The organism is Collinsella aerofaciens, assembly GCF_028206795.1.
In the GTDB taxonomy this organism is placed as follows: domain Bacteria; phylum Actinomycetota; class Coriobacteriia; order Coriobacteriales; family Coriobacteriaceae; genus Collinsella; species Collinsella aerofaciens_AX.
In genome coordinates this window covers 69,565-93,438 of sequence record NZ_JAQLFJ010000007.1, presented here as the reverse complement: position 1 = coordinate 93,438, position 23,874 = coordinate 69,565, and the positions used below count along the sequence as shown (strand labels likewise).

Sequence of the window (23,874 nt, the reverse complement as noted above, 5' to 3'; positions counted from 1 at the left end):
TCTGGTCATGCCATGCCTTTTGAATGACAAATTGTCGCTCTGGGCGGCGCGCAGCGTCGACCGGCCCGCCGTTCGTCAGAACGGCGGAACCTCTAGAGCAAGGTGACGCTAAAGCTACGTTTGTCGGTAGCGCCGGGAGCCAAGGTGATGGTGTTGACCTTGTGCTCAAAGACGTCGTCCTCGGTGTCCATGGTGGTATGACCGGTCCAGGGCTCGAGCGCCACAAACGGGGCATCGTTGGCGGCAGACCACACGCCAATGTACTTAAAGCCCTCAAAGTCGATCTTGACGCCGTGGCCCGACTTGCGGCCGCGCAGCGTGAGCGTGGAGCCCGGGGTATCGGTGAACATGATGGCGTCGTTATCGAAGCTGCGGTGCGTGATGGGCAGCACGTCCGAGTTATCAGGAGCCTTGTAACTACCCTCGAACGTCATAAGACCGTCGGGCGTGATGATGGGAGCCTCGTTCGTCCAAGCCTCGGTAAACGCCAGCTCGTAATCCTCGAATGCCTCGTCCTCGGCACCGGGAGCCGGTACGTTAAACGCGGGGTGGCCGCCCACCGAGAACGGCAGGTCCACGTCGCCGGTATTGGTGACGGCAAAGGTCTGCGTGAGGGTGGAATCGCCGGTCAAGGCATAGGTCATGTTGAGCTTAAAGTGGAACGGGAACGCCTTGAGCGACTCGGGCGTATCGGTGATCTCGTACGTTACCGAGGAGCCGTCCTCCGAAACCTCGACCAGCTTGTGCTCGACAATGCGCGCGAGTCCGTGGCGCGGCATCTCGCAGGTGCCGGCCGCAGACGTTGCCGTGTTGTTGCGCAGCGAGCCCACAATGGGGAACAGGATGGGCGCGTGCTTGCCCCAAAAGGCGGGGTCGCCCTGCCACAGATACTCGTTGCCGTTGAGGGCAAGGCTCGTGAGCTGGGCGCCCATGGAATCGATGGCCGCGGTGAGGCCGCCGCGCTTGATAGTAGTGACGGTAGACATGCTACTTCCTCCAAAGGTAAACAATAGTGTCGAGGGCTATTGTCCCACTCTTGGCGGCGGGACGGGACGGCAGGCGATTATTGAGTAGCCATAGCGGAATGAGCGGCGAGCGCCTACTGGGCATCTACGTAAAGGTCGAACCCACCCTGCGGTGTGGTGTCGACCGTGTCGGGCGCCTGTGAGTTAAAGTTCACGGGGACCATGCGCTTTGAGGCACGGAAGCGCATGCCGTCGGTGGCGACGGGCGGTTCATCGACGGTGAGCTCGTAGTCGCCGGGCTTGAGCTCGATGCCGTCACCAGCGGAATTGACGTATTGATACTCGTCAATCGTCTGCCCTTTGAGCGTGCGCCCCACGATATGGATGAGCATTTGGCTGTCGCCGCGCGCGGTGTCCCACGTCGCGCCGTCCTTGACCTCGACCGACACATGTACCGAGCGCGTGCGGCTGAGCGATTGCTCGACAGACATCTCGACCTTGGCGGCGTCTTTTCGCTGTTGTTCGACATGGCTCCAGACGTTTCCAATTACCGAGCATGCGATAACGCCGGCCATAAAGGCGATAAGGATGGGGCCAAGCGGCGAGCGACGTCCTGCATCTTCCTCGCGAGACAGATTGGGGCGACGTGTGGGTGCGGGCGCCTGAGCGCCCTGCGAGGGCACGTCGAGAATACTGAAGGATGCCGTGCTGTCGGGGTCGATAGTGTGACGCGGCTGCGGGGTCTTTGCCGGCGAGATCGACATGTCGGCTGGCTCGCCGAGCGTGGCCGTAGCGTCGGCCTTGGCCTCGTCTGCCTCGGCCTGGGCCCAGGCTTGTTCGAAGGTCAGAGGCTCGACGGGGTCGAGGGCGGCGTCCGAGTCGGCGGCGACGTCGTTGCCGGTCTCGTCCTCGTCGCTCGACACGTCACGCGGCGTGGGTTCGTCCCACTCCTCGTCCGGAGCCTCACCCTCGCTATACCACCATTCAAAGTTATCGATATCCATACGGGGCGCCCCTTAGGCCTCGCAAATAAACACTTGCTAGCCTTATACCCTCAGATGACGCGGAAGCTCACCCGCGCCAAACACGAAAACCGTCACAACATTCGACGCTTTTCTTCGATTTCGAGATTTTCATCGAATGTTGTGACGGTTTGGGCGACTGGCCGGCAGCGCAATGTGACAAAGGGACTGCCCCTTTGTCACATTCTGCTAGAGTTGCAGGGATTGAATCCCGCTTATTCATGCGACATTGGAGTGACAACCTTGACCGCCGCAACCACGCCTAAAAGAAAGTCAACCGCCGCCGCGCTCTCCCCCGCGCGCACCAAGCTCTGCCTGGCGCTGCTCGTGCTGTTGGGATTCTCGCTCGGCTGCTCCGAGTTCGTGGTCATCGGCATCGAAAGCGACTTGGCAACGGAACTCGGCGTATCACTTGCCACTGCGGGCCAGCTCATCAGCGTGTTCGCGCTCGTCTACGCCATCGCTACGCCGACGCTTGCGCTCAGCACGGGCCGTTTTCGCCGCTACCAGCTGCTCGTGTGCTATAGCATCGTCTTTGTGCTTGGCAATTTGTTTATGGCACTGGCGCCCAACTTCCAGGTGCTCTTTATCTCGCGCATTGTCCTGGGCTCTGTCTCGGGTGCGCTGCTCGCCGTGGGCGTGACGTACATCCCTGAGCTTCTGTCCCCACAGCAAACTTCGCTTGCCATCTCGGTAGTATATGGTGCGTTTTCCGTGGCGATGGTCTTTGTGACCTCGATCGGTAAGTTTGTGGCCGACACGCTCGACTGGCACGTTGCCATGTACGGCGCGCTGACCTTTGCCGTTTTGATCTGCGAAGCGCTCGTGGCGTTTATGCCGCGCGCTGGGCAAACCGACGAGCCCGCCACCTTTCGCGAGCAGGCGAGTCTGCTGCGCGAGCCGAGTATCATCACCGGCATGCTTATCTTTTTGTTTGGCGTGGGCTCGGTCTATGTGTTCTACGGCTACGTGACGCCTTATCTTGAGCAGGTGCTGGGCATGGGCACGGTCGAAGCCAGTACCACGCTTATGGCCTACGGCGTGTTCTGCCTGATCTCGAACATCCTGGGCGGATGGATCGATGCGCGCTTTGGCATGAAGGCGCTGCTTGTGACGTTTGTGCTGCAGGCGGTGGCATTGTTTGGGCTGTTTGCCGTAGGCGCTGCCATGCCGCTCGCACTTGTCTTTGTCTTTAGCCTGGCGATGCTCATGTACCTGTTCTCGGTGTCGTGCATCACGCACTTTATGGACGTGGCTCGCAGCCGCCATCCCAAATCGATGGTGCTCGCGAGCTCGGTAGAACCCATGGCGTTTAATGTCGGCATTTCGTTTGGCACCGCAGTGGGCGGCGCCGTGGTAAGCAGCATTGGTATTGCGTACGTGGGCGCAGTGGGCGCCGCGTTCTCGCTTGTGGCCTGGGCGCTCACGCTGGTGACGATTAAGTTGGCTCGCTGGGAGCGCAAGCGGGCGAGGGTGCAGGCGTAGATGCGATACTCGAGCTCGATGATGGCGATCGAAAGGAAACCACATATGCAACGTGTACTGTTTATCTGTCATGGAAATATCTGCCGCTCGACGATGGCTGAGTCCGTGTTTACCGAGCTCGTGCGCCGCGCTGGGCGCGAGGCGGAGTTTGCCATTGATTCCGCCGCGACATCGACCGAGGAGATCGGCAATCCGCCGCATCGTGGCACCGTTGCCAAGCTGCGTGAAGTCGGGATTCCCGTCGTTGCGCACCGCGCCCGCCAGGTGCATCGCGCAGAGTATGGTGACTGGGACCACATTGTCTATATGGATGCCGAGAACGCGCGAGGTCTGCGTCGCATTTTTGGCAGCGACCCCGATGGCAAGATCTCGCGTCTGCTCGATTGGACCGATCGCCCCGGCGACGTGGCCGATCCCTGGTACACCGGCAACTTCGATGCCACCTACCGCGATGTGCTCGCCGGCTGCATGGCCATGCTCGAGCAGTTATAGGCAAGCGAGCACGCGGACGCACGTGCCACGCCATCGGCATAAAACGAGCGTTGATAATCTCCCACTTTGAGCGTTCAAGCGCGCTCTAAACGGGAGATTATCCACGCTCGTTATCTTTGAGGGAGAAAAACCTCGCTCGATTACTCGTCGACGATCTCAGCAAGCCAGACGTTCAGCGTATCGACCTCGGGACAGCAGAACTTTGCCGTGCCGGGCTCGTTACCGGGCACGGTTCCGCCGTAGCGCAGGATGTCGATATAGGGAAGGCCCACGTGACATGCCATGGAACACATCTTGCCGCGGTCGCGGTCGAAGTCGAAGACGTCACCCGGCTTGTGCCCGTGATGGCAGCGGCATGTGCCCAGCTGGTCCACGCAGCTAATGCGAATACGTGGGCGCCTGCCGCGCGGGGCACCGAGCGGCTTGTTCTCGCCCGCCGCCTCGGTGCTGCTCTCGTCGGCGTTACTCATGGTCAACCACATCCAGGCAGGCCTCGATGGGAAGGCCGGCCGACTTGTCCTCTTGGTCGGCATTGCGCTCGATAAGCTCCGCCACCACGCGCATGGCATCGCCCGTCGCGCGCTGCAGGCTCCAACCGGCCATAACGCGGCCGACGAGCACCGCCGAAAACGTGTCGCCCGTGCCCGGGAAATACACCGGAATGAGCTCAAAGGGAATCGTGAAGTACTCCCCCGCTACATGGTCGTAACCGATAACCGCGTTCGTGCCATTGACCACGGCGCTCGTAATGACCACCGACTTGGCACCCAGCTCGCGCACGGCGTCCACAAGGGCGCGGGCCTCATCGGGCGTAATTTGCTCGGCGATAGGCCTATCGGCAAGCAGGCACGCCTCAGTATAGTTGGGCACCGCGTAGTCTGCGCACTCCAGCAGGTGCTGCATAAGGCCAATCGTGGACTCGGGCACACCCGCATAGAGCCTGCCGTTGTCGCCCATGATGGGGTCAACGAACACCTTGGTGCCCTTTTGCGCGCGACGGTGGCAAAAGTCCGAGATGACGCGCGTCTCTTCCTCGGTCACGATAAAGCCGGTCGAGATGGCGTCGAACTCAAAGCCGAGCTCCTCCCAGATGGCGAGGCTCTGGCGCACGTACTCGGTGGTGTCGTGGATGTAGAACTTGGGATAGTTGAGCGTATCGGAAACGAGGGCCGTCGGCAGGTTGTGGATGCGATAGCCCATGTGCGACAGCACCGGCAGCATGGCGGAAAGCGCAACCTTGCCGTAACCGCACATATCGTTGATCAGCAGCAGCTGAGTGTTCTTCATGAGAGTCTCCCTTGGTTCGGGCACGGCGCGGCGGCGCCACAATGCGACTAAGTGTAGCGCAGGGAGCGCTGCGGACGGAAGTTTGCACCAAAGCCTTGACAAGGAGTGTCCCTAGGTGCCGACAGAAAAGGAACGTCCCCAAGTGCCAACAAGGGCAACGCCGCAGGTTGAGGACGGACAGCGAAAGCGTTCCTAAGCGAGCAAGGTGGCGTGAAAGAGGAGGGCATAGGCCTTGTGGCCATGCCCGACGATTGAACGCCAGATTGCCGCCTAGGAACGTTTGCAGCGTCGAGCGGTTACGGCGTTTGGCAAAACGCCGTAACTTAATAAGTTTGGTACCTTGACATTGATTTCTCACGCTCCTAAATTGGTTAGGCACAAAACAATTCCACTACCTAACTAAAGAAAGGAGCGAAGCTTAGATATGTGTGTTGAACCACTCGCCTATCCGCATGAACCCGGCGGCGACCCGTCACAGCCGGCTGATGTACCCGAAGCGGTTAGCTCGGAAGACAAGCTTGCCAAGCGCATCCTCAATAACCTGGGCTTTTGCGGCCATTACATGCACTTTCATGGTGGTGGCGTATCCGGCAAGGCGCCCATTATCTGCCTGCTGGCCAAACAGCCCGGCGGCGAGATGTCGCAGCAGGAACTCGGCATGCACTTTGACCTCAAGCCAGGGTCGCTTTCCGAGATCCTGTCCAAACTCGAGCTCAACGGCCTCATCGAGCGCAGCCGTAACCCCAAGGATCGACGGCAACTCACCATTCGCCTGACCGAAACCGGCCGGGAAAATGCCCGCATCGACCAAGCGGCCCGCATTCGCTTTAGAGAGCAGGCCTTTAGCGCCCTCACACACGACGAGCGCGAGCAGCTCGCCGAAATGCTCGAGAAAATCCGTGTAACTTGGGAGGAACTGGATGATTAAAACCCTCATGGGAAGCATCCGCGACTATATGAAGGTCGCCGTTGCCACGCCGCTGCTCGTGCTTGGCGAGGTGCTCTGCGAGATGCTGATTCCATTTATCACCGCCAACTTGATCGACGCCATCAAAGACGGTGCCACCGTGGCCGAGATACTTCCCACCGCGGGTCTCCTCGTGCTCATCGCGTTGACGTCGCTCGCCTTTGGTGCGGCAGCCGGCGTCACCTGTAGCCACGCAAGCTGCGGTTTTGCCAAAAACCTGCGTCAGGATCTGTTCTACAAGATCCAGACGTTCAGCTTTGCGAACATCGACGAGTTCTCGAGCTCCTCGCTCGTCACCCGCCTCACCACCGACATCAACAACGTGCAGCAGGCCTTTATGATGCTCATCCGCATCGCCGTGCGGTCGCCACTGGTGCTGGTCTTCGCCTTCGTCATGGCTTACGCCATGGGCGGCAGCGTCTCGTTTGTCTACCTGGCCATGATTCCACTGCTGGGCTTTGGCCTGTTCTTTATCATCTACAAGGTGCGCCCCATCTTCTCGCGCGTATTCCACAAGTACGACGCCCTTAACGAATCCGTCGAGGAAAACGTCACCGGCATGCGCGTGGTCAAGAGCTATGTGCGCCAGGACTACGAGAAGGAAAAGTTCGCGACCGCTGCGCGCGACGTACAGATGGACTTCACCCGCGCCGAGAAGCTCCTTGCCTTTAACAACCCCATGATGAACATCTGCGTCAACGGCGCGTTCGTTGTCATCATCTACCTGGGTTCCAAGCTCATCATCACGAGCCAAGGCACGCTGTTCGACGTGGGCCAGCTGTCCTCGACCTTTACCTACGGCTTCCAGATTCTGATGAGCCTGATGCAGCTGTCGATGATTTTTGTCATGGTGACCATGGCCGACGAATCGGCGCACCGTATTACCGAGGTGCTGGCCGCCGAGCCCACGATCGCCGATCCCGCCGAGCCCGTGCACGAGGTGGCCGACGGCTCCATCGACTTCGACCACGTGAGCTTTAAGTATTCCGAGCATGCGAAGCGCCAGGCGCTCGACGACATCGACCTGCACATTAAGAGCGGCGAGACGATCGGCATCATCGGCGGCACCGGTTCGGCCAAGTCCACGTTGGTAAACCTCATCGCCCGCCTATATGACGCCACCGAGGGCACCGTGCGCGTAGGCGGCGTGGACGTGCGCGATTACGACCTGGACGCGCTGCGCCACCAGGTCGCCATGGTGCTGCAGAAAAACGTGCTGTTTAGCGGCACGATCGCCGAGAACCTGCGCTGGGGCGATCCGAACGCCACCGACGAGGAGGTCCGCGAGGCCGCGCACCTGGCCTGCGCCGACGAGTTTGTCGACGGCTTCCCCAAGGGCTACAACACCTGGATTGAGCAGGGCGGTTCCAACGTCTCTGGTGGCCAGAAGCAGCGCCTGTGCATCGCCCGCGCTCTGCTGCGTCGCCCCAGGATCTTGATTCTTGACGACTCCACCAGCGCCGTCGACACCAAGACCGACGCCAAGATTCGCGCAGGGCTGGCAAGCTACCTGCCCAACACGACCAAGCTCATCATTGCCCAGCGCATCAGCTCGGTGCAGGATGCAGACCGCATCATCGTCATGGAGGGCGGCCGCATCGCGCAGATCGGCAACCATGACGAGCTGCTCCAGACGAGCGAGATCTACCGCGAGACCTTCACCTCGCAAAACAAGATGTCTGCCGAGGGCGAGGACGCCGGCGACGTTTCCGGCGATACGACCACGGCGGCAGACAACACCGACACGACCGCAACGCAAGCTCAGACCCAGGAAGGAGGCGAGGCACATGAGTAAGGCAACGACCGCCGAGCGCGCGCTCAACCGCAAGGGCGGCACCCTGCCGCGCCTCATCAAGACGCTCTTTGGCTTCTATCCCGTGCTTTTGCCCCTCGTTGCCGCCGGCGTGGTGCTCTGCGCCATCATCAACGCCATCGGCCCGATGTTCCTTCAAAGTGCCCTGCAGATTATTAGCGAATCGTGGCAGTCGGGTGATTGGGAAGCCGCGCGCCCGCAGATCCTACAGCTCGTCACGACGCTCGCCTGCATCTACGGCGTCGGCGTCCTGTCCTCGCTCTTCTGGAACCGCGCCATGGCCATCATCACGCAGGGCTCGCTCGAGAAGCTGCGCGAGATGATGTTCAACCGTATGCAGGACCTGCCGATCCGCTACTTCGACACGCATCAGCGCGGCGACATCATGAGCCACTACACCAACGATATCGACACGCTGCGCCAGATGATCAGCCAGTCGCTGCCCAACCTGCTTTTGACGGTCATCATCATCTGCTCGGTGTTCTTTATCATGCTGTACTACAGCGTGTGGATGTGCCTGGTCATTGTGACAGGCGTCACCTTTATGACCTTTATGACCAAGCTCCTCGGCTCCAACTCCGCGCGGTTCTTTATCGCGCAGCAGACCGAACTCGGCGTGGTCGAGGGCCACATTGAGGAGGTTATGAACGGCCAGAAGGTCGTCAAGGCGTTCTGCCACGAATCTGCCGCCGAGGCCGATTTCGATGAGCGCAACGAGAAACTCTTCGAAGTCTCGCAGAAGGCCAACATGTACGCCAACATCCTCATGCCCATCCTCATGAACCTGGGCAACCTGCTCTATGTGCTGGTCGCACTGGCCGGCGGCATTTTCTTGGCGCTGGGCGTGCCCAACCTGAGCATCTCGGGCATGGGCCTGTCCATTGCCGTCGTGGTGCCGTTCCTTAACATGACCAGGCAGTTCTGCGGCCAGATCGGCCAGATCTCGCAGCAGATCAACGCCGTGGTCATGGGCCTTGCCGGCGCCGACCGCATCTTTGAGCTCATCGACGAGGAGCCCGAGGCCGACGAGGGCTACGTGACGCTCGTCAACGCGCAGGTAAACCCCGACACTTGGCAGCTCGAGGAAGCCGACCACCACACCGGCATGTGGGCGTGGAAGCATCCGCACCGCGCAACCGGCGAGATTGAGTACGTGCCGCTGCGTGGCGACCTAGTCATGGACAACGTCGACTTTGGCTACACGCCCGACCACGAGGTGCTGCACGGCGTGTCCGTATTTGCCAAGCCGGGCCAGAAGGTCGCGTTTGTCGGCGCCACCGGTGCCGGCAAAACGACCATCACCAACCTCATCAACCGCTTCTATGACATCGCCGACGGCAAGATCCGCTACGACGGCATCAACGTCAACAAGATTCGCAAGTCCGATCTGCGCCGTTCGCTGGGCGTGGTGCTGCAGGATGTGAACCTATTCACTGGTACCGTCATGGATAACATCCGCTACGGCAACTTGAGCGCCACCGACGAGGAGTGCATCGAGGCCGCCAAGCTCGCCGGCGCCGACGACTTTATCACCCGCCTGCCCGACGGCTACGACACCATGCTCACCGGCAACGGTGCCCAGCTGTCGCAGGGCCAGCGCCAGCTGATTTCGATCGCGCGCGCCGCCGTCGCCGATCCGCCGGCGATGATTCTGGACGAGGCCACGTCGAGCATCGATACCCGCACCGAGGCCATCGTGCAGGCAGGCATGGACAAGCTCATGGAGGGTCGCACGACGTTTGTCATCGCGCACCGTCTCTCCACCGTGCGCAACTCCGATGCGATCATCTGCCTTGACCACGGCCGCATCATCGAGCGCGGCAACCACGACGAGTTGATCGCCAAGCGCGGGTACTACTACCAGCTCTATACCGGAGCGTTTGAACTGGAGTAGTTCGGCCCGCCGAGATGGCCGATTTGCCGTTCATTCGTCGGGCATGACCCTAAGGTCAATGCCCTCCTCTTTCGGGGCAAATCGACTCATCTCAACGACCCAAACACAATGCACCGCAACGAATAAAGCCTCCGCAGCCACACGAGCTGCGGGGGCTTTTCTATGCCACATGCCAAATTAGCCGCCCTCTGTTACAGGCTTAGCGGTCCTCGCGTTGCGGCCCGGCTGTCTCGGCTGTCTTTACGCGGTTCTTGTCGATGTACATGTTTTTGTCGGCACGAGAAAAGAGCTCGCGCATCGTAGGCGGTTCATCAAAATCACTGGAAAGCGCATAACCCACCGCATAGCTGATAGGCATGTCGGGGTGAGCCTCGGAATACTCATTCACGTTCACACAAATCCGCGTGAGGCAGGACTCCACGGCAGCTCGATCGGCATCCCACAACACCGCGATAAACTCATCGCCACCGTCGCGACCCACAAAACAGGTCTCGGACGCCACCCGCCCCAGCTGATGGGCAAAAGCACGGATGTATTCGTCGCCCTTCTCGTGGCCAAAGCGGTTATTGACCGTATGCAGATTGTTAAGATCGAAGACGCAAAGTGCGACGGGCTCTTCAGCGGAAACGGGATGCCCCTGCCCCAAGATTTCCTCGCATTTGTTCTTGTTGGGCAGCCCCGTGGCTTCGTCGAGATAGACTTTGTTCTGCAGCTCGCGATTGAGTGCGGCAGTACGCACCGCGCGGGCAAGTTCGACCGCAAAGGTCGTCACCAAGCCCACGATGTTGATGATCACCAAGCCCTCGAGACGATTGAGCGCCGTCGCCTTCTCTTGGGAGTAGTCCTCAGCGAGTCTCGTGGCATCGTCACAAATACCAAAGAACTCCTCACTCATGGCGATGATGTCGGTGTTCTCGTAGCCGACTTCGCGCACACGGGCAATCTCGGTTCGAAGCTCGTCAAAATAGCCCGCGAGTTCGGTCATCTTTGCCTGATACTCATCGTCATCGAGTCGGACGAGATTGAGGTCGTCGCTTCCGTAGCGCAAATGTATGAATCCACCGCTTTGAGCAGATCGTCTTGTGGCTGGCCCGCATCCTCGAGCTTAACGATTCGCTGCGTGGTGCCACGCACCAGGCCGGCATAGTTGACCACGCGTGCCGTGCCCTGGATGTCGGAGACGAGCACCATAACATTGATGAAGAAGAAGATAAGAACTGCCGTAAGCACCATCATGAGCAGGCGCACCGCCTGGCTGGCCTTCTTGGCGACAGAAGTATTCACAAGTTCAATCCCCTAAATGACAAAAGAGTAGGTGGCGCATAGTGTCTTGTAAATCATGCGGGGTCAACTCTACCAGATGATTTTTCTAGGACGGGGATTAAAGAATCATCGACACGATAGCTATTTGAGAAGCTGAGCCATGGCGTTGACGAATTTTTGTACTTGGAGGGTTGGCTCGAGCGGGTAGTGCAGAAAGACCGGCACCTCGCGGCCGCACAGGAACGGTACGCCCACAAAGGCCGGGTGCACCCCCGACCACGCTCCGCAGGTGAGAACCGCGTCGCCCTTTTCCTCCGCCTCGTTAAAGAGCGCGAAGTCAAAGCTGTCCACGTCGATCACGTCCACGCCGCCGTCGGCCAACAGGTCGATGCGCAGGCTGTCCATGGCGTCGTTGCCGTGGCGAAGCACGCGCAGGCGCATGCCCTCCAAGTCGGCGACCGTGATGCGCGTCTTGCGCGCCAGCGGGCTCGCGCGCGGCAGGTCGATATAAAACGGCACGTTGACGATGCGGAGCTTTTGGCAGGTGTCGCCCCAGCGCGGAGTCGAAAAACTCGACTGCACCACATCGACCTCGCGGCCCAAGCTGCGCATGACGGTCTCGCGCTCGTCGTAGAGGTCGCTTACCGGCACAATCTCAAATCGCAGCGACGGCTCCAGATCGTGGATGCCCGTCCACATCGACAGCGTTTGGCGCCCCGGACACATCATCGACACGCCCAGGCGCACGGCACCACCATCGCCCGCCGCACGTCGGGCACGGCGCAGGGCGTCCTCGGACTGGCGCATAATCGAGCGCGCGTCGTCCACCAGCAGAGCACCCGCCGGCGTCACCTTGACGCCCGAGTGCGAGCGCTCGAACAGCGTAATACCGAACTCCGCCTCAAAACCCGATACCTGCTTGACGAGCGCCGGCGTCGACACGCGCAGCTTTGCCGCCGCACGCGAGAAGCTTCCCAGCTCCGCGGCGGCCGATATGGCCTCAAGTCGTCGATCGTACACGTCAATCTCCCGTTTTCGCGCCCGTGACCGCATGGTGCCACAGGGGGTTGTTTTCGCAGGTCACGCGCTCAATTGAAAATAAACTGCATCGCACAGTGTAAACCTACGGTTAACGCTATTCTAACAAATATGCAATTCACCTGCGCAAATGCAAAGCATACGATAACCAGCGAAAACCACGTGGGTCGGTTAATGGGAGCGACCCACCGGGAGGCACAAGAAGGGAAGTTCCTATGAGCAATTGGCTTAAGCTCGAGGGCGATGTCTGCGCCGTAACCGGCGCACTCGGCGGTATGGGCGCCGAGATTTGCCGCGAGTTCGCCCGCAACGGCGCCAACGTCGTCCTGCTCGACCTGGACGAAGAGAAGGTCAAGGCCGCAGCCGCCGACCTCGCCGCCGAGTTTGGCATCCACGCCGAGGGTTACAAGATGAACGCCACCGACGAGGCCGAGGTTCAGGCTGCCGTCGACGCCACTATCGCCAACTTCGGCTGCGTCGACGTTCTCGTCAACACCGCCGGCATCCTGCGCTTCGCAGCTATGGAAGACCTGCCGCTGAGCGACTGGGAGCAGGTGCTCAACGTCAACCTCACCGGTTACTTCATCACCTCGCAGCGCTTTGGTCGCGAGATGATCAAGGCCGGCCAGGGCCGCCTGGTGCACATCTCGACCGTCGCCAGCCACTCCCCCGAGACGTTCTCGGGCGTGTACAGCTCCACCAAGGCCGGCGTCAACATGATGTCCAAGATGCTCGCCGCCGAGTGGGGCCCCTACGGCGTCCGCTCCAACTGCGTCGAGCCCTGCTTCGTTAAGACCCCGATGTCGGCCAACTTCTACGCCGACCCCGAGGTCGAAAAGAGCCGCAGCCGTCTGATCGCCACGCGCCGCATCGGCGAGGTCAGCGATATCGCCAACGCCGTCATGTTCCTGGCGTCCACGCGCTCGGACTTTACCACCGGCGACGCCATCAAGGTCGACGGCGGCTTCTCCAACATGATGGGCGACCTCACCGCCAAGCCCGGCGGCCGTCGCGCCTATGCCGACAACTACCTTAAGAACAAGGGTGTCGAGCTCTGGTCCGATGAGTCCGGCGTCGCCAAGCCGACCGACCAGTAAACCAACATGACAGGGAGGTCCCGCAGACACGCCCGCTCCTCCCCCGTATCGATTAGAAAGAGTCCAATGGCTTCCACCAACTCCAACAAGGGTCGCGCCGTCGTGCTTTCCGCCGCGTGCGTCACCATGTTCTTCATCAGCTCCATCGCGCTGTATTCCGTCGTGAGCAAGAACCTGCTCGCCGTCTACCCCGAGTGGTCGAGCGCCCTTACCTGGGCGTTCCCGGTCTTCCAGACCATCATGGCCGTGACGGGCATCTTCGCCGGCCGCATCTCCGACAAGATCGGTCCGCGCAACGTCGTGATCGCTGCCGCCGTGTGCTACGGCCTGGGCTGGTTCATGTCCGGCACCGTCACCGAGCCGTGGCAGTTCTACCTGTGGTTCTCGCTCGTCGCCGCCATCGGCAACGGTCTGGGCTACAACCCGGCGCTCACCACCGGCCAAAAGTGGTTCATTGACAAGAAGGGCCTCGCCTCCGGCATCACCCTGGCCGCTTCGACCGCCGGCCCTGCCGTGCTGTCCCCGGTGCTCGCCTCGCTGCTCATCCCGAGCCTGGGCATCTTTGGCGCCCTCAAGGCACTCGGCGTCATCTTCTTTGTGACGATCGCCGCCTCCGCCCTGTTCCTGAAGGCCCCCGAGGCCGGCTGGCTGCCCGAGGGCTTCGAGGCCCCCAAGGGCGGCGCGCATGCCGGCACCTTCGGCGACCTCACCCCAGGCGAGATGGTCAAGACCCCGCGCTTCTGGGTCCTCATCGTCACCTTCGCCTTTGCCGCCACCGCCGGCACCCTGCTCGTCGGCAAGGTTGCCTCCATCGCCGCCGTCCAGCTCTTCGCCGATCCCACGAGCGCCGCAGCCGTCGCCCTCGGCGGTGTGGTCGTCTCCGTCAACACCTGCGCCAACCTGGTCGGCCGTCTGTCCTTTGGTCAGATCATCGACAAGCTCGGCGCCTATAAGTCGCTGCTCATCAGCCTTGTCGTCACCATCGTCGCACTCGTCATCATGTCGATGAGCTTTACGCAGAGTATGTTCTTTGTGGCGCTCGCCCTGCTCGGCTTTAGCTTTGGCGCCCTGCTCGTCATCTACCCGCCGCTCACCGGTGGCGCCTTCGGCACCAGCAACATCGGCGTCAACTACGGCATCATGTTTTTGGGCTATGCCGCTTCCACCTGGATCAGCCAGCCCATCACCGCCGTGCTGTATCACGCCGAGGCTGGCAGCGCCGCCTACCAGCAGTCCTTCTACGGCGCCATTGTAATCGCCGCCATCGCCGTCGTGCTCACCGTCTACATGATGGTCTCCGACAGCAAGAAGAAGTCCGCCTAGTTTTACCGATGCGACAAAGGGACAGCCCCTTTGTCGCATTCCACCGGCCACCAGTATTAAGGAGTCGAAATGTCTGAGCTCAATCCCGTCCGCATTGCCGTTATCGGCGCCGGCGCCATGGGCCGCAACCACATCCGCTTTGTCACCGAGGAGCCCGAGGCCGAGCTCGTCGCCATCGCCGACGCCTTTGAGGGCGCCCGCGCCACGGCCGAGGCCGCCGGCGTGCCGTTTTACACCGATCCCGCCCAGATGATGGACGAGGTCAAGCCCGAGGCCGTCATCATCGCCACCCCCAACGACCTGCACCTGGGCGTTGCCCGCGAGGCCATCAAGCGCAACATCGTGCCGTTGGTCGAAAAGCCGATTTCCAACGACCTCGAGGATGCCCAGGCCTTCGCCGCCGAGGCCGAGACCGCCGGCGTGCCCGTGCTCGTGGGTCAGCACCGTCGCCACAACCCCTTCGTCAACAAGGCCAAGGAGATCATCGAGTCCGGCGAGCTGGGCAAGCTCACCGTGTCGAGCTTCCACTACATGATCTATAAGAATGACGAGTATTTCGACGTCGAGTGGCGCCGCAAGAAGGGTGCCGGCCCGATCCTGGTCAACCTGGTGCACGACGTCGACCTGCTCCGTTACCTGCTGGGCGAGCCCGTTGCCGTCCAGGGCATGCAGTCCAGCGCCGCCCGCGGTTTTGAGACCGAGGACTCCGCCGTGGTCAACGTCCGTTTTGCCGATGGCGCGCTCGCGAGCATGACCATCTCCGACGCCACCGCCAGCCCCTGGAACTGGGAGGCCACCGCTCGCGAGGATCCGCAGTACCGCCCCTTCGACGCCGATGCCTACTTTATCGGCGGCACTAAGGGCGCCCTTTCGCTGCCCCGCCTGCACCAGTTCTCCTACGACGGTGCCTCCAACTGGCACAAGCCGCTGCAGATGGAGATCCCGGCCGTGGACCCGGCGCTGCCGCACAAGATGCAGCTCAAGCACTTTGTGAAGGTTGTCCGCCGCGAGGTCGAGCCCGTCGTGACCCCCGCCGACAACGTTAAGACGCTCACGCTTCTTAACGCCATCAAGGAGGCCGCCGAGACCGGCCAGCTCGTCGAGCTGTAACGCCTTAAGAGCGACCGCGGCAGAAACCCCATGCCGAGCCCCTCGGTCCGCCACAAATAAGCCCCTCTTCTTTGCCCCGCGAGCAACCTCCTGCCCGCGGGGCATTTTGCTACCTTGACGACGATTTTTCTGAGACGGGGGCCTTTTTGCACCTCGGCTTGGTTCGTTCGCCACGAAATGCGCCTATCTACTACGTTTAACCAATCGCCCTCAACCATGCCAAATTTCGCGAAATAAAAACCGCAGGTAGACGGCTTGCCGATTTTCGGTAAAACCAGGCATGGTCGACCCATACGGTTCAAACGTAGTAGATAGGCCGTTTTCGTGGCGCGACCCCAAAACAGTCTTTTGGAACGGGTGGTATCCTTGGTAGCCCTGTGCTGCGAACGCACCTTAAACGCAAGGAGTCCCATGGATCTTATCGCCCAGCTCGCTCGCGAGCTCAACCTTAAGGCCGCCAACATCGAGGCGGCCGTCAAGCTCATCGACGAGGGCAACACCATTCCCTTTATCTCGCGCTACCGCAAGGAAGCCACGGGCGGCATGGACGACGTCGCCCTGCGCGCCCTCGACGAGCGCCTGTCCTGCCTGCGCAATCTTGAGCAGCGTAAAGAGGACGTCATTCTGCTTATCGACGCCCAGGGCAAGCTCACGCCCGAACTCGAACAGCAGATCCGCGAGGCCACGCAGCTCCAGCGCGTCGAGGATCTCTACAAGCCCTACCGCAAAAAGCGCATGACCCGTGCGCAGAAGGCCCGCGAGGCAGGCCTGGAGCCGCTCGCCAATATGATCATCATGCAGGCCTCGGCCAAGGGCAGCGCGCTCGACTCCGCCGCGGCATATGTCAACGAGGAGGCCGGCTTCGACACGGCCGAGAAGGCACTCGCCGGCGCCGCCGACATCGTGGCCGAAACGGTTGCCGAGGACCCAGAGAACGTCGCCGACCTGCGCGCCTTTACGCAAAACACCGCCGATATCGTCGTCGAGGCTACCGACCCCGCCGAGAAGACTCCCTACGAGCCGTACTACAGCTATGACGAGCCCCTGCGCCGCATCCCCAACCACCGCGTGCTGGCCATCGACCGCGGCGAGCGCGAGGGCAAGCTCCGCGTGCGCGTGAACGTCGACGGCGCCGCTGCCACGGCACGCCTTGGCAGTCGTTGGCCCCGACGCCAGGGCGTCTTCGCCCCCATCTTCGATGCCGCCATCGCCGACGGCTACAAGCGCCTGATGGCTCCCTCGCTGGAGCGCGAGGCACGCGCCAAGCTCACCGTCCGTGCCCAGACCGAGGCCATCAACGTCTTTGCCAAGAATCTTGAGGGCCTGCTCTCGGCACGCCCCGTGCGCGGCGCCCGCGTGCTCGCGCTCGACCCGGGCTACCGCACCGGCTGCAAGGTCGCCGTCATGGACGAGACCGGCAAGCTGCTCGACCACGGCGTGGTCTACCCCACCAAGCCGCGCCACGACGTCGCCGGTACCAAGCGCGAACTCGCCCGCCTCGTCAAGAAGGACGGCGTCAACACCATCGTCATCGGCAACGGCACCGCCAGCCGCGAGACCGAGGAAGTCGTCTCGGAGTTCATTGCCGAGCAGGCGCCCGGGTTGCGCTACACCATCGTCAACGAGGCCGGCGCGTCGGTCTACTCCGCCTCCGAACTCGCCAGCCAGGAGTACCCGGACCTGGACGTCACCGTGCGTGGCGCCATGAGCTTGGGCCGCCGCCTGCAAGACCCGCTGGCAGAGCTCGTCAAGATTCCGCCCCAGTCTATCGGCGTCGGCCAGTACCAGCACGACCTTGACCAGGCCGAACTCTCGCGCACCCTGGGCCACGTGGTGGAGGACGTCGTCAACCGCGTGGGCGTCGACGTCAACACCGCAAGCGCAAGCCTGCTGGGATACGTATCGGGCATCACGCCGAGCGTGGCCAAGAACATCGTGGCCTACCGCGAGGAAAACGGCGCCTTTACCGATCGCCGCCAGCTTAAGAAGGTCCCCAAGCTGGGGCCCAAGGCATATCTCAACGCCGCGGGCTTCCTGCGCATCAGCGGCGGCAAGAACCCGCTCGACGCGACAAGCGTCCACCCCGAGAGCTACGAGGTGGCAACGACCGTCCTGGAGCGCGCAGGCGTTAAAGCCAGCGAACTCAGCCGCGGCGGCGTGCCCGACATCGAGCGCCGTCTGGGCAGCATCTCGGCGCTGGCAAGCGACCTGGACTGCGGCACCCTGACGCTCATCGACATCGTTAACGAGCTCAAGAAGCCCGGTCGCGACCCGCGCGACGACGCGCCCGAGGTGGTCTTTAGCCGCTCGGCACTTTCCATCGACGACCTGGAGCCCGGCATGGAACTCAAGGGCACGGTGCGCAACGTCGTCGACTTTGGCGCGTTCGTCGACGTGGGCGTGCACCAGGACGGCCTCGTGCACATCTCCAAACTGGCCAACCGCTTTGTCAAGCACCCGAGCGACGTGGTGCGCGTCGGTGACACGGTCAAGGTGTGGGTCGAAAAGGTCGATCGCGACCGCAAGAAAATCTCCCTCACCATGGTGCAGGGGAAGTAAACCGCCAAAGCAAGGGTCCCCCCTCTCGCGACGTGCAAAATCGCGAGTATTCTGCAAATTCCACCGTTCCGGATGCCCCTCAGAGACGAAAAAGCAAGAAACAGCCCCCGTTTTAGCGTCATCAGAGCCAAAACGGGGGCTGTTCCATGCTTCACCCAGCTGGTAAAAGCCTTTACCTTGCTGAATACTCTCAATTTTGCACGGCGCAGGCGGGGGTACCTTTGTCCACGGCAGGATATGGAAGCCTATCACCAACCTACCGGCAAGTTCGTGTCGGCAGCCCCGGCCTTTCCTTTGCCTAGAGCGACCCTCGCGAAGCGCGTGAGCGATAGGGAAAGGAAAGGCCGGGGCGAACAACCCTCGGCGCAGCTCGTGTTCGCCCTACGGCAGGATATGGAAGCCCAAAGCGGCGACATCCTTGGCAAAACCGCGCACGGTGTCGAGCGAAACCTCGTACGGGTCACGGCCGATGTTCTTGCGCTTGGCCAGGATGCTGTTGGGCACCGTGATGATCTGGCAACCGCAGGCTTCTGCCTGGTAAATGTTAATGAGCTCGCGCGTGGACGCCCACAGGACCTCACAGTTGGGCTTGGCGGCGGCCTTCTTGACCGACTCCGTCATAAACGGAATGGGATCGACGCCGGTATCGGCAATACGGCCGGCAAAGAGCGAGATAATGGACGGCGTCTCGGTGTCAACGGCCTCGACCATCTCATCGACCTGCTTAGGCGTAAAGATGGTAGTGACGTTGACCTTGACGCCGTCAGCGGAAAGCTTGCGGACCAGCTCGGCGGTGGACTCGCCCTTGGTGGTCACGCACGGAATCTTGACGTAGACGTTCTCGGCCCAGGTAGCGATCTCGCGCGCCTCGACCTCCATGGTCTCGACGTCGTCGGCAAAGACCTCAAACGAGACGGACACATCGGTGATATGGGTCAGGACCTCCTTGGCAAACGCGCGGTAATCCGTCACGCCGCCCTTCTTCATAAGGGACGGGTTGGTCGTGAAACCCTGAACGTTGCCGTTCTCGTACATGTCGAGCATGCCCTCGAGGTTTGCACCGTCAGCGAACACCTTGATTGCCATCTGCCTGATTCCTTTCGTTAGCATACGGCCGATAAACTGATAAACACTTTACCTACGTTTATCAAGGCGTTAACTGCGGTTTTTTATCTTCTCGGCGAACGGTATAAACACCTCAGTGTTTGGATTGATAAATCGATTGAGCGTGCAAAAGCAAAGAGTCGCAGTTTAAGCAAACGTCAGAACGCGGGATTCATTAGATGAGGCCGAAATGCTGCATCGCTGTGACGGTGCCGTCGTGTGCGACATCATCAGTCACGTAGTCGGCGAGCGCCTTGACCTCGGGCATGGCGTTGCCCATGGCGACAGCCGTCTCGACCGCAGCGAGCATGCCCAGGTCGTTACCCGAATCGCCAAAGCCAAAGGTGCGCGCATTTCCCTCACGGCCCAGATACGCCAGCGCTCGCGCCACGCCCACGCCCTTGTCGATGCCCTTGGGACTCAGCTCGCGATTCTGGCCACCGGTGTTGCACAGCTCAAACTCGCGATCGATAAAGCCATCATCGTTGGCTACGCGAGCCAGGTCGCTCGCGACGATGCCTACCTTGCCCACGCGCAGACGGCCGTCGACGCGCATTTCCTCGGTGCTGTGCACCACAGAAGTGCCGATCAGAGACGACTGCTCAACACCCGCGGGTTCCAGGGCAAAAGTAGCCACGTTGGTCTCGAAAAAGGCTTCAATCCCTGCCGCGGCCATACGGCGTGCAAGCTCCTCAATAACGTCCTCGTCAAAGCAGTCCTCATGCACCACGCAGCCCTCGACCTCGAGCGTCGCTCCCGCCATGGCAACGACACCCGCCGGGTTCAGCGCGCGCAGGCCATCGGCAATCAGCCACAAGGGACGACCCGTGCAGATAAATGCATGGTGTCCCGCGTCGCGCAGACGATGAAACGCCTCGACGACCGCCTGCGAGGGGTGAACCGCCGAAAAGTCCTTGTCGGTCATGTTGTCGGGATCGAACGACGTCAGCGTGCCGTCCACGTCAAAAAAGAGCACGGCGGAATCGGGGCACGCATCAATCATATGGGTTCCTTTCGGGGGCGAGAGTAAACGAAGTATCCATCATATAATGGAGCGACGCAACCAGAGAGGTCACCCATGGAATTTTACGCAAGCTGCCCCGAGGGCTTTGAGTCCGCACTCGCCGATGAGCTTAAACGCCTCGGGCTTTCGCATGTTCGCCGGCTGAAGGGCCGCGCCACGTTTGAGGGCGAGCTCGAAGAAGGCTACCGCGCCTGTCTGTGGTCGCGCCTGGCGAGCCGTGTGTTCGTGGTACTCGGGCGCTTTGAGGCGCAGGATGCCGATGAACTTTACGACAGCGTTTACGACATCGCCTGGGAGACCATCATCCGCCCCGGCGCCACCATTGCCATCACCGCCCGCGGCGTGACCGAGCAGCTGCGCAACACGCGCTTCTCGGCCCTGCGCGCCAAGGACGCATTATGCGACCGCTTGGCCGAAACCACGGGCCGTCGCGCCGATGTCGACGCCGCCGATCCCGATGTTCACCTGCTGCTTTCGCTGCGCCAGCGCCGCGCGAGCATAAGCCTGGACCTTTCGGGCGACCCGCTGTTCAAGCGCCTGCCGCCCGCGGCGACCCGTGCCGGCGAGGGTGCGCACGTGTTGCGCCCCGACTACGCCGCCCTGGTGCTGGCGCAGGTCGGCTGGACCGCACTGTGCGAGCGCGAGTTGACGGTCGACGATTACGAGAATGAAGCCCTTCCCACGCTGATCGATGCTTCGTGCGCCGACGGCGGTCTGCTGCTAGAGGCCGTGAACATTCTGACCGACCGCGCCCCGGGCGCCGCACGCGAGCGCTGGGGCTTTGAGGGCTGGCAGCTGCACGACGCCGCTCTGTGGGAGCAGCTGCTTGCCGAGGCGCGCGAACGCGAGGCGGCAGCACGCGAGCGCCAGGCACGCATCGTGGCCGCGGACATCGACCCTGCCGCCCGCAAGACCGCCGAGCGCATGGTCAAGAGCGCTGGCTACAAGCGTTTTGTCGACTTTTGTGCCGCCAAGCCCGCCACCGTGCTGGACCATGCGGGCGCCGTCGCCGGTGCCGCCGTGGTCGCAGACACCACCGAGACCCCGCTTTCGCTCATGCACGACGCCATGACGCTGGTCGGCGAGCTGCGCCGCGCGCCCGAGCTCGCTTCGGCACCGGTCGCCGCACTCACCCGCGATGGCCTTATGGCCCGCGCGCTCCATGCCGAGCCCGCGCGCTCCATCGCCGTCATGCCCAATAACGAGGAGGCGGCTATTGAGGTTTGGCCCTCGCTCGACCACGCCGCCGCAGCGTTTGAGGCTGCGACCAGTGCGGATGCCGAGGCCGAGGTTGCGGATGCCAACGAAGCCAACGACGAAGCCGCCGCTTCCTCCATGCCCGAACCTACCGCCACGCTCGACTTGGGCGACGGCAAACCGCTGCCCGTGCTCATCCCCGAGTCCGAGCAGTTCGCCAACCGCCTGCGCAAGAATGCCCGTCTGCGCCGCAAGTGGGCCAAGCGCGAGGGCGTGAGCTGCTACCGCGTCTACGATGCCGACCTGCCCGACTACTCCGCCGCCATCGACCTGTACGAGGGCTGCCCGCAGACGCCGGGCCGCTGGCTCGTCATCGCCGAGTACGCCGCGCCTAAGACCATCGATCCCGCGCTAGCCCAGGCCCGCATGCTCGACATTCTGGCCATCGCGCCGCGTATTCTTGATGTTCCGGCCGAGCACGTGCACGCCAAGGCCCGCATGCGTTCGCGCGGCGGCTCGCAGTACGGCAAACAGGGCGCCGGCAAGGGCGCATCGGGCGAGCGCGCCAACATCGCGCGCCGTCGTCTGCCGCTCATCGAAGAGGGCGGCCTTACCTTTGCCGTCAACTTTGACGATTATCTGGATGTGGGAATCTTCCTGGACCACCGCGTCACCCGCAACCTGGTGCGCGAGCACGCCAAACAGGCGCGCCGCTTCCTCAACCTGTTCGCCTACACCGGTACCGCCACCTGCTATGCGGCAGACGGCGGCGTCGAGGAAACTGTGACGGTCGACCTTTCCAACACCTACCTGGACTGGGCCGAGCGCAACATGCGCCAGAACGGCTTTGTGGGTCCGCAGCATCACTTTGTGCGCGACGACGTGCTCGCCTGGATTCGCGACCAGCGCCAGACGCGCAACCGCTGGGATCTGATCTTTGTCGACCCGCCCACGTTTTCGAACTCGTCCAAGATGGGCCGTCGCACCTGGGACGTCCAGCGCGACCATGTTGAGCTTTTGGCCGGCGTATCTCGCCTGCTCGCGCAGGGCGGGCATGCCATCTTTAGCTGCAACCTGCGCGGCTTCCGCCCCGAGACGCGCAAGCTCGCACGCGCGGGCGTCGTGCTGGAGGACATTACGGCGCAGACCATCCCCGAGGATTTCGCGCGCAACCGGAAGGTGCATCATTGCTATATCGTGCGCCGACTTCCCATCGAGGACGCCATGGCCGAGGTCGGCTTTAGCGCCGAGGAGATTGCAGAGCGAACCGAGGAGCTACGCAACCCCGACGCCCGCAAGCCCCGTGCGGCAGCACCCGTACATGCACAGGCCGGCAACGGCAAGTCCAACTTTGCCGGCAAACCCTCCCCCGCCGGCAAGCCCAGAAAGAAGAAGTTCTACGCCAGCAAGCCCAAGGGCAAGTAAACAAAGTTGCGGTGGAATACGGACTGTTTTGCCTGGAATTAGGTAAATTTAGACCGTATTTCACCGCAACTCATATTGGGATGGTGGTTGGCGATCTAGCCTTGGGTGACCAATCGGTAACCGATACCCACATGCGTTTGGATATAGCGCGGGTGCGCGGGGTCGGACTCAATCTTCTTGCGCAGCGTGCCCATAAAGACGCGCAGGCTCGCCAGGTCGCTCTTAGTTGCCGTGCCCCAAATCTCGTGCAGGATAAACTGGTGCGTCAGTACCTTGTCGGCGTTGTGTGCCAGCAGGCACAGGAGCTTGTACTCGATCGGCGTCAGATGCAGCTCCTCGCCATCCATCGTGGCGATGCCGGCATCAAAATCGATATGCAGCTCACCGGTATCGAACGAGCCCTCGGAGACAACGCCGCCCGTTTGCGTATACGAAAGGCGCCTGAGCGTCGTGCGAATGCGCGCGAGCAGCTCCTCGACCGAAAACGGCTTGGTCAGGTAGTCGTCGGCGCCGGCATCGAGTGCACGAATCTTGTCCGCATCCTCGCTGCGCGCCGAAACCACAATAATCGGCATACCCGACCATGCGCGCACCGACTCCACCACCTTGACACCATCCATATCGGGCAGGCCCAGATCGAGCAGCACAATACTCGGTGCCTGCGATGAGGCGGCGGCGATGGCGGCATGGGCGGTCTCCACGGCCATATGGCGCAAGCCGTGCGCCTCGAGCGCGGCAACGATAAGGTTGCGAACAGCTGGGTCGTCCTCAACGACCAAGATGAGCGGTTTTACGGCAGAGTTCGACAC

General features: G+C 61.8%; 20 protein-coding genes. 10 read left to right on the top strand and 10 right to left on the bottom strand.

What is annotated here, in order from left to right:
• Positions 1 to 92 precede the first annotated feature (92 nt).
• Both PMX70_RS06260 and PMX70_RS06255 read right to left on the bottom strand, forming a co-directional pair.
• Positions 93 to 986 (bottom strand): aldose 1-epimerase family protein, encoded by an 894-nt coding sequence (locus PMX70_RS06260; RefSeq protein WP_138340509.1) that lies wholly within the window; start codon positions 984 to 986, stop codon positions 93 to 95.
• Between the two features lie 113 nt (positions 987 to 1,099).
• Positions 1,100 to 1,969, bottom strand: a complete 870-nt coding sequence (locus tag PMX70_RS06255) for a hypothetical protein (RefSeq protein ID WP_271743173.1) — start codon at positions 1,967 to 1,969, stop codon at positions 1,100 to 1,102.
• A 252-nt stretch (positions 1,970 to 2,221) separates the two neighbouring features.
• Here PMX70_RS06255 and PMX70_RS06250 point away from each other — a divergent pair, with 252 nt between their 5' ends.
• Positions 2,222 to 3,472, top strand: coding sequence for an MFS transporter (locus tag PMX70_RS06250; RefSeq protein ID WP_416378136.1), 1,251 nt, complete (start codon positions 2,222 to 2,224; stop codon positions 3,470 to 3,472).
• Positions 3,473 to 3,517: 45 nt separating this feature from the next.
• Complete coding sequence (locus PMX70_RS06245; RefSeq protein ID WP_271743171.1) at positions 3,518 to 3,964, top strand: low molecular weight protein-tyrosine-phosphatase; 447 nt, start codon at positions 3,518 to 3,520, stop codon at positions 3,962 to 3,964.
• 140 nt (positions 3,965 to 4,104) lie between these two features.
• Here PMX70_RS06245 and PMX70_RS06240 read toward each other — a convergent pair whose 3' ends face one another.
• Together PMX70_RS06240 and PMX70_RS06235 are read right to left on the bottom strand one after the other, a co-directional pair.
• Positions 4,105 to 4,434: a TIGR04076 family protein gene (locus tag PMX70_RS06240; protein ID WP_271743170.1), complete on the bottom strand. Its 330-nt coding sequence runs from the start codon at positions 4,432 to 4,434 to the stop codon at positions 4,105 to 4,107.
• Positions 4,427 to 5,251, bottom strand: a complete 825-nt coding sequence (locus tag PMX70_RS06235) for a PfkB family carbohydrate kinase (RefSeq protein WP_138340507.1) — start codon at positions 5,249 to 5,251, stop codon at positions 4,427 to 4,429. Before PMX70_RS06235 ends, PMX70_RS06240 begins: the two co-directional genes overlap by 8 nt.
• 424 nt (positions 5,252 to 5,675) lie before the next feature.
• On the opposite strand from PMX70_RS06235, the gene PMX70_RS06230 reads away from it, so the two are divergent.
• Genes PMX70_RS06230 through PMX70_RS06220 form a run of 3 tightly spaced genes read left to right on the top strand, consistent with a single transcriptional unit; the run spans position 5,676 to position 9,925 of the window.
• Positions 5,676 to 6,179, top strand: coding sequence for a MarR family winged helix-turn-helix transcriptional regulator (locus PMX70_RS06230; RefSeq protein WP_138340506.1), 504 nt, complete (start codon positions 5,676 to 5,678; stop codon positions 6,177 to 6,179).
• Positions 6,172 to 8,013, top strand: a complete 1,842-nt coding sequence (locus PMX70_RS06225) for an ABC transporter ATP-binding protein (protein WP_271743169.1) — start codon at positions 6,172 to 6,174, stop codon at positions 8,011 to 8,013. Before PMX70_RS06230 ends, PMX70_RS06225 begins: the two co-directional genes overlap by 8 nt.
• Complete coding sequence (locus PMX70_RS06220; RefSeq protein WP_271743168.1) at positions 8,006 to 9,925, top strand: ABC transporter ATP-binding protein; 1,920 nt, start codon at positions 8,006 to 8,008, stop codon at positions 9,923 to 9,925. The genes PMX70_RS06225 and PMX70_RS06220 overlap by 8 nt, the downstream gene beginning before the upstream one ends.
• 199 nt (positions 9,926 to 10,124) lie before the next feature.
• Here the strand turns inward: PMX70_RS06220 and PMX70_RS06215 are convergent, their stop codons facing one another.
• The 3 genes from PMX70_RS06215 to PMX70_RS06205 form a co-directional block, all read right to left on the bottom strand.
• On the bottom strand, positions 10,125 to 10,973 hold the full coding sequence (locus tag PMX70_RS06215; RefSeq protein ID WP_271743167.1) for a GGDEF domain-containing protein: 849 nt from the start codon (positions 10,971 to 10,973) through the stop codon (positions 10,125 to 10,127).
• Entirely contained in the window at positions 10,907 to 11,209 is a 303-nt protein-coding gene (locus tag PMX70_RS06210; RefSeq protein WP_271743166.1) for a hypothetical protein, read from the bottom strand. Before PMX70_RS06210 ends, PMX70_RS06215 begins: the two co-directional genes overlap by 67 nt.
• A gap of 120 nt (positions 11,210 to 11,329) precedes the next feature.
• Complete coding sequence (locus PMX70_RS06205; RefSeq protein WP_271743165.1) at positions 11,330 to 12,208, bottom strand: LysR family transcriptional regulator; 879 nt, start codon at positions 12,206 to 12,208, stop codon at positions 11,330 to 11,332.
• Between the two features lie 233 nt (positions 12,209 to 12,441).
• Between PMX70_RS06205 and PMX70_RS06200 the strand changes: the two genes are divergently transcribed.
• From PMX70_RS06200 to PMX70_RS06185, 4 genes are all read left to right on the top strand, one after another.
• Positions 12,442 to 13,323, top strand: a complete 882-nt coding sequence (locus PMX70_RS06200) for an SDR family NAD(P)-dependent oxidoreductase (RefSeq protein ID WP_271743164.1) — start codon at positions 12,442 to 12,444, stop codon at positions 13,321 to 13,323.
• A gap of 66 nt (positions 13,324 to 13,389) precedes the next feature.
• The gene (locus PMX70_RS06195) at positions 13,390 to 14,646 is read left to right on the top strand and encodes an MFS transporter (RefSeq protein ID WP_117646283.1); all 1,257 of its coding nucleotides are present in this window, start codon (positions 13,390 to 13,392) and stop codon (positions 14,644 to 14,646) included.
• 69 nt (positions 14,647 to 14,715) lie between these two features.
• On the top strand, positions 14,716 to 15,756 hold the full coding sequence (locus tag PMX70_RS06190) for a Gfo/Idh/MocA family protein (RefSeq protein ID WP_055286288.1): 1,041 nt from the start codon (positions 14,716 to 14,718) through the stop codon (positions 15,754 to 15,756).
• 411 nt (positions 15,757 to 16,167) lie between these two features.
• Positions 16,168 to 18,315: a Tex family protein gene (locus PMX70_RS06185; protein WP_271743163.1), complete on the top strand. Its 2,148-nt coding sequence runs from the start codon at positions 16,168 to 16,170 to the stop codon at positions 18,313 to 18,315.
• Between the two features lie 381 nt (positions 18,316 to 18,696).
• On the opposite strand, the gene PMX70_RS06180 is transcribed toward PMX70_RS06185, so the two are convergent.
• Both PMX70_RS06180 and PMX70_RS06175 read right to left on the bottom strand, forming a co-directional pair.
• On the bottom strand, positions 18,697 to 19,401 hold the full coding sequence (locus PMX70_RS06180) for a transaldolase (protein WP_271743162.1): 705 nt from the start codon (positions 19,399 to 19,401) through the stop codon (positions 18,697 to 18,699).
• Between the two features lie 193 nt (positions 19,402 to 19,594).
• Complete coding sequence (locus tag PMX70_RS06175; protein ID WP_271743161.1) at positions 19,595 to 20,422, bottom strand: HAD-IIB family hydrolase; 828 nt, start codon at positions 20,420 to 20,422, stop codon at positions 19,595 to 19,597.
• 75 nt (positions 20,423 to 20,497) lie between these two features.
• On the opposite strand from PMX70_RS06175, the gene rlmKL reads away from it, so the two are divergent.
• Positions 20,498 to 23,065 carry a bifunctional 23S rRNA (guanine(2069)-N(7))-methyltransferase RlmK/23S rRNA (guanine(2445)-N(2))-methyltransferase RlmL gene (gene rlmKL, locus PMX70_RS06170; protein WP_271743160.1) on the top strand — a complete coding sequence of 856 codons (2,568 nt, stop codon included), beginning with the start codon at positions 20,498 to 20,500 and terminating at the stop codon, positions 23,063 to 23,065.
• Between the two features lie 95 nt (positions 23,066 to 23,160).
• Here rlmKL and PMX70_RS06165 read toward each other — a convergent pair whose 3' ends face one another.
• The gene (locus PMX70_RS06165) at positions 23,161 to 23,874 is read right to left on the bottom strand and encodes a response regulator (RefSeq protein WP_271743159.1); all 714 of its coding nucleotides are present in this window, start codon (positions 23,872 to 23,874) and stop codon (positions 23,161 to 23,163) included.